General features: G+C 46.0%; 11 protein-coding genes. All 11 read right to left on the bottom strand.

Annotation, left to right across the window (positions count from 1 at the left end):
• Positions 1 to 144: 144 nt before the first annotated feature.
• On the bottom strand, positions 145 to 1032 hold the full coding sequence (gene dapA, locus BLW49_RS02005; protein ID WP_256209622.1) for a 4-hydroxy-tetrahydrodipicolinate synthase: 888 nt from the start codon (positions 1030 to 1032) through the stop codon (positions 145 to 147).
• Positions 1033 to 1056: 24 nt separating this feature from the next.
• Positions 1057 to 2274: an aspartate kinase gene (dapG, locus tag BLW49_RS02010; protein ID WP_076311099.1), complete on the bottom strand. Its 1218-nt coding sequence runs from the start codon at positions 2272 to 2274 to the stop codon at positions 1057 to 1059.
• Positions 2275 to 2347: 73 nt separating this feature from the next.
• Entirely contained in the window at positions 2348 to 3394 is a 1047-nt protein-coding gene (locus BLW49_RS02015) for an aspartate-semialdehyde dehydrogenase (protein ID WP_076311100.1), read from the bottom strand.
• Positions 3395 to 3547: 153 nt separating this feature from the next.
• Entirely contained in the window at positions 3548 to 4126 is a 579-nt protein-coding gene (locus BLW49_RS02020) for a dipicolinate synthase subunit B (RefSeq protein ID WP_076311101.1), read from the bottom strand.
• A 19-nt stretch (positions 4127 to 4145) separates the two neighbouring features.
• The gene (dpsA, locus tag BLW49_RS02025) at positions 4146 to 5030 is read right to left on the bottom strand and encodes a dipicolinate synthase subunit DpsA (RefSeq protein WP_076311102.1); all 885 of its coding nucleotides are present in this window, start codon (positions 5028 to 5030) and stop codon (positions 4146 to 4148) included.
• Between the two features lie 144 nt (positions 5031 to 5174).
• Positions 5175 to 5594, bottom strand: coding sequence for a dUTP diphosphatase (gene dut / locus BLW49_RS02030; RefSeq protein WP_371264529.1), 420 nt, complete (start codon positions 5592 to 5594; stop codon positions 5175 to 5177).
• A gap of 4 nt (positions 5595 to 5598) precedes the next feature.
• Positions 5599 to 6864, bottom strand: coding sequence for a M16 family metallopeptidase (locus BLW49_RS02035; protein ID WP_371264530.1), 1266 nt, complete (start codon positions 6862 to 6864; stop codon positions 5599 to 5601).
• 86 nt (positions 6865 to 6950) lie between these two features.
• Positions 6951 to 7940 carry a polysaccharide deacetylase family protein gene (locus BLW49_RS02040; protein WP_256209542.1) on the bottom strand — a complete coding sequence of 330 codons (990 nt, stop codon included), beginning with the start codon at positions 7938 to 7940 and terminating at the stop codon, positions 6951 to 6953.
• A gap of 180 nt (positions 7941 to 8120) precedes the next feature.
• Entirely contained in the window at positions 8121 to 10217 is a 2097-nt protein-coding gene (gene pnp / locus BLW49_RS02045; protein WP_090722957.1) for a polyribonucleotide nucleotidyltransferase, read from the bottom strand.
• 206 nt (positions 10218 to 10423) lie between these two features.
• Positions 10424 to 10693: a 30S ribosomal protein S15 gene (gene rpsO / locus BLW49_RS02050; RefSeq protein ID WP_076311107.1), complete on the bottom strand. Its 270-nt coding sequence runs from the start codon at positions 10691 to 10693 to the stop codon at positions 10424 to 10426.
• Between the two features lie 153 nt (positions 10694 to 10846).
• Positions 10847 to 11800 (bottom strand): bifunctional riboflavin kinase/FAD synthetase, encoded by a 954-nt coding sequence (locus BLW49_RS02055; protein ID WP_090722958.1) that lies wholly within the window; start codon positions 11798 to 11800, stop codon positions 10847 to 10849.
• Positions 11801 to 11813 lie beyond the last annotated feature (13 nt).

Genomic DNA, 11813 nt, shown 5'->3' on the forward strand with positions numbered 1-11813 from the left:
TAAACAGCGCATCTTAAGTATATTAAGCCCCTTGGTTACCGCTCAAAGAACATGTCTGTTCCATACAAAAAAACCTCGTACTCAATCTATCTGAGTACGAGGGTTTGACAATACATAATCCAAATTAGTTTCCAGTTAAATGAACTAAGAAATGGTGCCGATTAATTGACGGATAAATTCTTTCTCCTGCTCCGTTGGAGGTACCAGAGGCAGTCTAACGGTGCCTACAGAATAACCTCTCAGTGCAAGCGCATATTTGACTGCAACCGGATTAGGGACCGGATGAGGCGCTTCAAATAAGCCCTTGAAGACAGGTAATAATCTATGATTGATCGAAGCGGCCTTCGAAACATCACCACTAACATAGGCATGAATCAGTTCCTTCATTGACGCACCTACGATATGACCGGCTACACTAACAATACCGTATCCACCCACAGCTAGTGCCGGAAGCACTGAAGAATCATCGCCTGAATAGACTTTGAAGCCCTCAGGTGCAGCTCCTGAAATCTGTGCCACCTGTTCAATGGATGCACATTCCTTAGTCGCCACAATATTATCGATCGCTGCAAGCCGAAGTGTTGTCTCCACAGACAAGCAGGCTCCTGTTCGTCCAGGAACGTTATACAGCATTACAGGAAGGGAGGTCGCCTTCGCGATTGCAGAAAAATGCTGGTACATCCCTTCTTGGTTCGGTTTGTTGTAATAAGGAACAACCAAGAGCACTCCATCTACACCGGCTTTCTCCGCCTCACGGGTAAGCTGGATGGAATGGTGCGTGCTGTTGCTGCCTGTACCGGCGATAATCTTGGCCCGCCCTGCCGCATGCTTAACAACAAATTCAAACAACTGCACTTTTTCAGCGTCGGTTAATGTCGGTGATTCACCTGTTGTGCCTGCAATAACCAGTGTATCAGTTTGTTGAACATCAATTAAGTAATCGATTAGTCTGGAGGTTTCTTCCCAATGGATACTGCCTTCATCGTTAAAAGGGGTAACCATTGCTGTAATAAGTCTTCCGAATTCCACGATTGTATCCTCCTTGCACTCTCGTCTCTAGCGATGAAGTTCAAATTTGGAATGAAGTGCACGAAGCGCTCCCACCATATCTTCCTTCTTGACAAGTACCCAAATCGTTGTATTGGAGTCCGCTGACTGCAATATCTCGATATCTGCCTCTGCGAGTGATTCTACAATTCTAGCCATAATTCCAGGAACCCCATTAATTCCTCCACCAATGACAGAGACCTTAGCGCAGCCTGACAAGCTTCTTGGCTTAAGATCCATATCTTGAAGAATACGAATTGCCTTCTCCGAGTCATGATCAAACACAGTATAAACAGCTCCAGAAGGAGATACATTAATAAAATCAACACTGATTCCATTCTCAGCCATCGCTTTGAATACCTTCAGCTGAAGTTTACCAACTTCTTTGTCTGCCTCTACCATAATTTGCGTGACATTATTCACATAGGCAATTCCAGTGACGAATCGGTCTACAATTCCTGACTGTACATCCTTAATCCCTTCAGGATGTGTAATCAATGTTCCTTCCCCATCACCGAATGTCGATCTGACACGCACCGGAATCTGTGCCTGCATCGCGATCTCCACTGCACGAGGATGAATCACCTTCGCACCTTGGTGAGCCATATTGCTGATCTCTGCATAGCCAACATAGAGAAGCGGCTTCGCGTCTTCAACAATTCTCGGGTCTGCGGTAAGAATCCCATCCACATCTGTATAGATATCGACCATATCAGCGTGCAGTGCGGCACCAAGCGCTGTAGCTGAAGTATCACTGCCACCGCGGCCGAGTGTTGTGATGTCACCCTTTTCATCAGCGCCCTGGAATCCAGCCACAATGACAACTTGGTGTGTCTTGAGTTCTTCCAGAATGCGTTCCGGCTTCACAGCAAGAATCCGCGCATTACCAAACTGATCGTCAGTTAATATGCCAGCCTGACCACCTGTCAGTACGGTCGCTGTTATTCCTTCATGTTCAACTAAGCTAGTGAGCGTAGCTGCTGAAATCAGCTCACCACAGGATAGCAGAATATCTTTTTCACGCGCCGGCAGCGCATTTCCATTCTGAACAATCCAGTCCAGAAGTGTATCCGTAGCATAAGGTTCGCCTCTGCGACCCATCGCAGAGACGACCACTACGAGCGAGTGTCCGGCAGCAATTTCACGTTTCATATGACCAAGGACACGTTCGCGTGCCGCCGGTGTTGACAGGGATGTTCCCCCAAATTTTTGCACTAAAATACCCATGCATGTATTCCTCCATTTGTAAATCAAGAAGACTTAAGCTGAAAGAAAGTAGCAAAACAAATGGAATGAAAACTTAGGCGTTGCTTAAGCGTTCAGATGCGATAATTTCGGCAATTTGCACAGCGTTCCATGCAGCGCCTTTTTGAAGATTATCCGATACAATCCACATATTCAGTCCTTTTTCATTCCCCAAGTCACGACGAAGACGGCCTACAAACACATCGGGTTTGCCAGCTGCATCTGTCGCAAGCGGATACTGCTGATTAGCCGGGTCATCTACTAGAGTGACTCCAGGAGCTTCAGCCAGCAGTGCTTTTACTTCTTCTAGATCATAATTTTCTTTAAGCTCTACATATACGGATTCGGAGTGACCATAGATAACCGGGATACGTACACATGTTGCAGTAACCCCAAGGGTGTCATCCGACATGATTTTTTTGGTTTCGCGAACCATTTTCATTTCCTCTAATGTATAGCCGTTATCTTGAAACTTATCAATTTGTGGAATCGCATTAAAAGCAATTTGATGCTTCACTGGAAGCGATCCTACCGGAAGGATATCCGGATTAACCTCTTCACCGGATAATACAGCCTTCGATTGGCGAAGCATCTCATCAATGGCACGGCTGCCGGCACCCGATACAGCTTGGTATGTGGATACAATAATCTTAGAAATACCATAGCGGTCATACAGCGGCTTAAGCGCAGCTACCATTTGAATTGTGGAGCAGTTCGGATTTGCAATAATGCCATTGTGCTCGCTGATCTTCTCTTTGTTAACTTCAGGTACAACCAGCGGTGTATTCTCATCCATACGGAAAGCATTGGTGTTATCGATACAAACTGCACCATGACGAACAGCATGAGGAGCAAGCTCCTTACTTACATCACCGCCCGCACTAAAGAGTGCAATTTCGATTCCTTCAAAACTTTCAGGGGTTGCTTCTTCTACTGTAATGTCTTGGCCTCTAAAGTTAATCGTGGAGCCAGCAGAGCGCTTGGAAGACAACAGCTTAAGCTTATTTATCGGAAAATCTCTCTTCTCGAGTAGACCGATAATTTGTTCTCCTACTGCTCCCGTCGCACCCACAACAGCCACATTAAACTTCTGATTGCTCATTATAGTGTATCTCCCCTTTAATTACTGACAAACGAAAGTGATATATTATGACTCTTTCTTCATCAGCCGGATTTCCCGGTATATTTACACCCCGAAAAAGGCATCTTGCGATACCTCTCGTTCGTGAAGTGAATTAACATAACGCTAGTCGCTTCACATAAGGATCGGCTGCATTTGTCTTCCTTCAAGTGCTGCATAAGCTGCTTCAGGGATCAAATGCATCTTAGCGACGAGCGAATTTGGTTTCGCTTGTGGATTATCCTGGCCAAATGGCACAAAATAAATATATTTGGCAACAAGTAATTTAGCAATATTCGCTGCATTCAAACCAAGTCCATCATTTGTTGAGATTGCAAGAACGACCGGGCGCTGATTGCGCATTTGAGATTTGGCAGCCATAAGCACGGGGCTATCCGTCATCGCATTAGCAAGCTTGCTGGTCGTATTTCCTGTACAAGGAGCAATAACCAATACATCAAGCCTTTTGGACGGTCCCAGAGGCTCGGCTTCAACAATTGAAGAAATGATATCATTACCTGTTATATCTTTCAACTGTTTTTGCCAACTTTCGGACGTTCCGAACCGGGTATCCGTTGTCAGCACCGAATTTGATATAATAGGCACGACGTCGGCACCTTCGTCTTTAAACCGCTTAACGACCGGCATGACCTCTTCAAAAGTACAATGTGAACCTGTAATCGCATAACCAACCGTTTTTCCCTGCCAATTCATAACCTGATTCCTCCGTTCATTATTGATCACAAAGCAGCAAACTGACGATCGAATTTGCGATAATCTCACCAGCTGTTTTGGGAGCGACAATGCCAGGGAGCCCGGGAGCGAGCATCGCTTTGATTCCGCGCTTCTCCGCATAACGGAAATCGGTCCCTCCAGGCGCTGAGGCCAGATCAATAATAAACGATTTAGGTTTCATTTTGGACAGGATTTGTGCTGTGATAATCATAGACGGTATCGTATTAAAAATCAAGTCGGCCTCCCCGGCATAATTCGCTAAATCCCTTGTCAGGAAAGGCTTTAGGCCCATCACCGACGCTCTGGCTGCATCTTCCTCACGTCTTACGCTTACCCTTACATCGGCACCGAGTCCCTGCAATGTTTTAGCCATGGTAAATCCTGTACGTCCCATACCGAGCACCAGAGCTACCGAATTGTGAATCGTAAAATCTGTATTCTGAATCGCAATCATAATTGCGCCTTCTGCTGTTGGAATTGAATTGTGAATGGCGACATCATCCCGTTCTAGCAGTTCTACCAGACGCAGATTATGAGTACTGCACTGCTCCTTCAAATACGGCTTCGCTATTCCTGTATAGACCGAACTATGTACAGGAAGTGCTCCTGCCAGTTCAGGTGTTAATTGAAGAACGGCTCCCTCTGTCGCATATTTTGCTTGAATATACCCCTCATCATCACAGCCGACTACGGGCAGTATGACAACATCCGCTGAAGTGAGGAGATGCTCACTCAGTTCTTCCTTTACCGCTCCATCAGGGATGTGCTGGAGGGTATCAAAACCAACAATACTTACCGACGCATCAAGCTCAGCGCAGCGACGAATGACCTCTAGCTGACGTGCATCTCCGCCTAGAACGACGATCCGTAATCCGGTCAACATCAGGATGTCACTCCTTTCCACGACTTTACGCTGTCATCTTATGCCGTGAAGTTTGCCCTGGTGATTCGAAAGCCAGGATTTTGTAAAATCCTTAAATATAAAAAAGCCGCTCTCAGAAAGAGCGGCTGCGCAATTCACTTTATTTTATTTACCTGTATGACCAAATCCGCCTGCGCCGCGCACCGTTTCAGACAGCTCGGAAACCTCGGCAATGATAACTTGAGGCACGGCCTGAATGACCATTTGAGCTACTCTTTCTCCACGTGCAATCGCGAAAGGATCATTACCAAGGTTGATAAGAAGAACCTTCACTTCTCCCCGATAATCAGCATCAATCGTTCCAGGTGTATTAAGACAAGTTATCCCGTGCTTGAAGGCCAGCCCGCTTCTAGGCCGAATCTGTGCTTCATAGCCTGCAGGAATTGCCATCGCAAATCCCGTAGGAATTAATGCTCTATCTCCCGGCTTCAGCACCGTCTCCGCATCAACTGCGGCATATAAATCAAACCCGGCAGCCAGCTCAGACATTTGCATCGGAAGCGGAATGTCCTCGGTTCCAGGCATTTTTTTAATTTGTACGTGTATTGACAAAATCGTCCCTCCTAAGTGATGCAATCGCACGATCTGAGGCTCCTACCATAGCAAGCGCATACGGCTGTGCGAACATTCGATCAAGCACAGCATTCACATCATCCATTGTAACCCGTTCAATTTTGGCGATAATCTCATCGAGCGTTTGATGCTTACCTACCATCAGTTCATTCTTACCGTTTCGATTCATACGGCTTCCGGTACCTTCCAGACTTAAAATAAGACTGCCTTTCAGCTGTTCCTTCCCTTTGCGCAGCTCATCCTCAGTAAGTCCATTCTCAGCCAGATCCTGTAAAATCCCACTTGTCAGGTCCATGACTTCCTTCGTTTGCTTAGGTGCTGTACCCGCATAGATCGTGAACAGCCCACTATCCGCATGAGCACTATGATACGAATAAACGGAGTAAGCGAGGCCGCGCTTCTCCCGAATCTCTTGAAACAGCCGTGAACTCATTCCGCCGCCGATCGCATTGTTAATGAGCACCATGGCGTACTGCTTGTCATCATGAATTGAACATCCGGGAAAGGCCAGACAAATATGATTTTGCTCTGTTTTCTTTTTGTGAAACAGCAGATTACCTTTGAAATCAGGAGCCTTAATACCAGGCCGATTCGCCGGACTATGTACATTAAATGAACCAAAGTACTTCTCAAGCAGCTCAATCGTGCTGTCCTCGTCAATATTTCCAGCTAAACTAATGACGGTGTTCTCGATCGTGTACTGCTCGTTCATATAGGAGCGCAGGCTGAACTCGTTCATCGTGCTCAGCTTCTCTTCCGTACCTAATATCGGATAAGCTAAAGGATGCTCCCCATAAGCAGCCAGGGAGATCAGATCATGCACCATATCATCCGGTGTATCCTCATACATGGAAATCTCTTCAAGGATAACGTTCTTCTCCTTAACGAGCTCTTCACTATCAAATTTGGAGTGGAAGAACATATCTGACAATACATCAACAGCGATAGGCAAATGCTCATCCAATACTTTAGCATAATAGCAAGTGTACTCCTTGGATGTGAACGCATTGACATTGCCGCCGATGGCATCAAACTGCTCTGCTATGTCCTTCGCATCAAAACGATCTGTTCCTTTAAACAGCATATGCTCGATAAAGTGTGACACTCCATTTATTGAATCATCCTCATTGCGAGAACCTGTCTTCACCCATATACCGAAAGATACCGATCGGCTGGTCGGAATCTGCTCCATGACCACTCTTAGGCCATTACTAAGTATCATTTTTTTCACGATTGGCCCTCCATTGCTTTGTCTTGAATATGATTAACGATCGACAGCATTAATCCTACCAAAAAAAACGGCTTCACTCAACTTTCCGGTACATCGAGTCTCTCCGAGGACAAGGTCTCGCTAACCGTACCCAGCTTGATTCCTTTCTTCGTTATCCCTTCGATCATCCCTCGCATCGCCCCGGCTGAGGAGGCTGTCGGATGCATCAGGATAAGCGAGCCTGGCTCAACCCCTTTGGTAATCTTGGCTACCACACTGTCTGGACTTGGCTTCTTCCAGTCTACAGTATCTATCGTCCACAAGACGGTCTTCAAGCCCTGCTGTCTTGCGAGTTCCACCGTCTCCTGATCATAATCTCCGGAAGGTGGAGCAAACCATTTGTTCTCCACACCAAGCATTTCTTTTAATAATGACTTTGTCTTAGATATTTCAAGCGTAGCCCTCTCTGTCGTAAGCTGACTCATGTTCGGGTGAGAATAGGCATGATTCTCCAGTTCATGACCTCTCTTCTGTATCTCCTTGGCCATTTGCTCGTTCTTCTTCAGCCAGCTTCCATCGAGAAAAAAAGTCGCCCTTATCTTATATTCATCAAGGATATCCAGCATTGGAACGATATACTCGTTTCCCCATGCGACGTTTATCATGAAGGAAGCCATCTTCTTCTCGGGATTTCCACGATAAATCGGCTGTGCTCCCAGATCATCGAGTGTTACTTTTGGTGGTATTTGCTTATAGACTAATGGAATAGAAGCTCCATTGGGATTCGAACGTGCCTGAAGGTATGTTGCCTGAACATCCACTTCCATTCCGTTATATCCAGGAATGGCCTTCCAGACCCGATCAACCTTGGCATCAATAGGTTCCACCTTGTACTCTTCTGCCTTATCCTCAATCTGCCTTTTCAGCTCATCCTCAGGGACCGCATTCACGTACATATCGAAAGCGTCCTCTGTATTTACATTCCGTTCCAGTGGGAAATGATTCGTAATGCCCGTGGCTTGTCCAATGGTCACTGCAGCTAGCGTACTAGCGATGACGACAGCCCATTTTTTCTGTTGCGTCTTCACACCTCTAACCTCCCGCCCCTCGTTTGTCCCATTTTATGACGGCAGCGGTTCCAATATGTACAAAAAAACGCCGGAAAGGCGTTCGGTATAAATCTATTTTTAAAGATGTGATTGTAGTTCCCATGCATCAAAAAAAGAGCCAGAATTCGAGTTCTGTCTCTCTTTAAGAGCAATTAGATGTTAGGCTTTCGTTTCAGCTGTCAGTACTGCTTTGCGCGAAAGATTAATACGACCTTGCTGATCGATCTCCGTTACTTTAACAGTGATGGAATCACCCACAGCAACGACATCTTCCACCTTGGCAACACGATCAGTCGATAGCTGGGAAATGTGAACAAGTCCCTCTTTGTTAGGGAGTACTTCAACAAATGCACCAAACTTCTCAACACGTTTGACTTTACCAACATAGATCTCGCCTACAACGACTTCACGAACAATGCCCTCAATAATCGCGCGGGCTTTATCGTTCATCTCTTGATCAGCAGAAGAAATGAAGACACGACCGTCCTGCTCGATGTCAATCTTAACACCTGTCTCTTCAATAATCTTGTTGATTACTTTACCGCCTGCACCGATCACATCACGGATCTTGTCCGGATTAATGTACATCGTCAGAATTTTAGGAGCATATTGAGAAAGTGTCTCTCTAGGTGCTTGGATGGCCTCCATCATTTTACCTAGAATATGCATCCGTCCTTCTCTAGCTTGCGTAAGCGCGTCAGACAAAATGCTGCGGTCGATACCATCAATCTTAATATCCATTTGAATCGCAGTTACACCTTCAGCTGTACCCGCAACCTTAAAGTCCATATCACCCAGGTGATCTTCCATGCCTTGAATATCGGTAAGAATGGATACATGCTCTCCATCTTTAATTAGACCCATAGCTACACCCGCAACTGGAGCTTTGATCGGTACACCTGCATCCATCATGGCAAGCGTAGATGCACAAATACTTGCTTGGGAAGTCGAACCGTTAGATTCAATAACTTCGGATACAAGTCGGATCGTGTACGGGAATTCCGATTCTGGCGGAATGACTTTGGAGAGAGCTCGCTCACCAAGCGCACCATGACCAATCTCACGACGACCCGGAGGACGAAGCGGTCTTGCTTCTCCTACGCTGAACGGAGGGAAGTTGTAATGATGCATAAAGCGTTTAGTCTCTTCCGGATCAATTCCGTCCAGAATTTGAACATCTCCAAGCGCTCCAAGCGTACATACACTAAGTGCTTGAGTCTGCCCGCGAGTAAACAGTCCAGATCCATGCGTACGAGGCAAGAGGCTTGTATCGCAGTCGATCGGACGAATCTCAGCAAGTGCTCGTCCATCTGGGCGAACCTTATCGTGTGTAATCAGACGACGAACTTCTTCCTTAACGATGTCGTGAAGAATTTCTTTCACGTCTTTAAGCAGTTCCGGAGTTTCTATGTACTTCTCTTCAAAGAAAGCAACCGTTTCATCGTTAATGGCATCAATCGCATCCTGTCTTGCATGCTTCTCTTCGATACGAACTGCTTCAACCAGACGGCTTGCAGCATAATCGCGTATTTCTTTGTTTACCGTTTCATCAACGGCATGCAGCTTGACCTGCATTTTTTCTTTGCCCGCCATCGCAGTAAGCTGCTCAATGACAGCAACAATATTTTTGATCTCTTCATGACCAAACATGATGGCTTCGAGCATAACCTCTTCAGGCACTTCGTTCGCTTCAGCTTCAACCATCATAATAGCATCCTTCGTTCCCGATACGACTACATAGATGTCGCTGGCTTCCTGCTGCTTAATGTCAGGGTTAATAACGAACTCGCCGTTTACACGACCTACAGCGACGCCTCCAATTGGACCGTTAAACGGAACATCAGAAATACTAAGTGCTGCAGAAGTACCGATCATCGCTGTAATTTCAGGTTCACAATCCTGATCCACACTCATAACAAGGTTCAGAACCTGAACATCATTACGGAACCCTTCCGGAAATAGCGGACGGATTGGACGGTCAGTCAGACGGCTTGCAAGAATTGCTTTCTCACTAGGTCTTCCTTCTCTTTTAATAAATCCACCCGGGATTTTACCTACAGCATACAATCTTTCTTCATAGTTGACTGTCAGCGGGAAAAAATCCAAATCCTTCGGTTCACTAGAAGCAGTCACAGTACATAAAATGACAGTGTCACCATAGCGTGCAGTCACAGCAGCATTTGCCTGCTTAGCAAGTCTTCCGGTCTCTAAGACGAGCTTGCGACCACCAAGCATCATTTCAACACGTTGTTCCATGAGATCCCTCCTTATCTTCTCCATTAATATCGTTATATCCAGTATTACCTGCTTGAAGCCGATTCATAAACACCGCATCAGACAATCTTCTAAATTGTCTGCTATGAATAAAAAGAAGCCCAATCTACAAAACAACCCGGCTGCGAGCCCGTACTCTTCATAGAGGACGGGGACAACCAGGCTGTCGTTGTTAGGATATACGATGATTAACGGCGCAATCCAAGCTTCTCGATCAAAGCGCTGTAACGTTTAACGTCTTTGTTCTTCACGTAAGCAAGAAGCTTACGGCGTTGACCTACCATTTTCAAAAGCCCGCGACGGGAATGGTGGTCTTTCTTGTGCGTACGCAAGTGATCAGTCAAGTTCTTGATGTTTTCCGAAAGGATAGCAACCTGCACCTCTGGAGATCCTGTATCGGACTCGTGAGTTTTGTGCTCTTCGATCAATTGTTGTTTACGTTCTTGAGTCAATGCCATCCTGTTCACCTCCTTCAGTATAATCGCCTTTAGCCTCGTTGCGGCCGGTGAGAGCCCATCAACCAAAGCTAAGGTTATGTTGTTTAATTAACAACGTCTTTCAGTATAACATACTTGCCTATTTCATGTAAATCTAAACTTCCTAATCTGTTACTAGTTTTGAGAATCACCGGACAGAAGCTGACTTGCCGTTTCCGAATCCTGCTTGATCTGGGCGATGAGCGCATCAATTGAGGAAAATTTCTGCTCTGTTCTAAGGAAATGGATAAGCTCAACCTTCAGCTCTTCCCCATACAAGTCGCCGCTGAAATCGAGCAAATGCACTTCAAAGGATGGCTTGGTACGGTTGTCGTGAAACGTAGGCTTAACTCCAATATTCATAACTCCGGGATGTCTCCTCTTGTTATGTGTCACCCACACCGCATATACCCCTTTTAGTGGGACAACATAATTCTCGGAAGGCTCGACATTGGCCGTAGGGAAGCCAATCGTACGACCGCGCTTCTCTCCATCCATGACAATTCCCGTAAAGGAGTAAGGTCTGCCCAGCATACGAGTAACTTCAGTAATGTTTCCTTCATGAAGTGCTTTTCGAATAAACGAGCTGCTGATCTTATCACCGTCCAGCCTGAGCGGCGGAACCGTAATCACATTCATAGATGGCGCACCCAGTTCTCTTAGCGTATTCTCATCACCTGCGCCCTTGTGGCCAAATCGAAAATCAAAGCCGACAACGGCGGTTTGAACACCCAGCTTGATTAAAAATTGATTCACGAATTGTTCAGGAGACAGGCTCGACAAGGATTCGTTGAATTCCAGAACATACATAACATCGACGTTCATCTCTTCAAGAATGACCTCTTTTTCTTTCAGCGGGGTTAGATAGCCTTGGTAATCCCCTTTCCGCATGACTTCTTTCGGATGAGGATGAAAGGTCAGTACAGCAGCCTGTATTCCCTGCTCCCGAGAAAGATTCACTGCGGTTTGTATGACACTGGCATGACCGTGATGGAGTCCGTCAAATTGTCCAATCGCAAGCACTTGCGGCTTCGACAGTTCATCCAGAACACCTTCTGCCAGCGGAAAAGATAGCATCTTTCTTATCACAATTATTCACCTG

It is taken from the genome of Paenibacillus sp. PDC88 (assembly GCF_900106725.1).
Taxonomy (GTDB): Bacteria; Bacillota; Bacilli; order Paenibacillales; family Paenibacillaceae; genus Paenibacillus; species Paenibacillus shunpengii.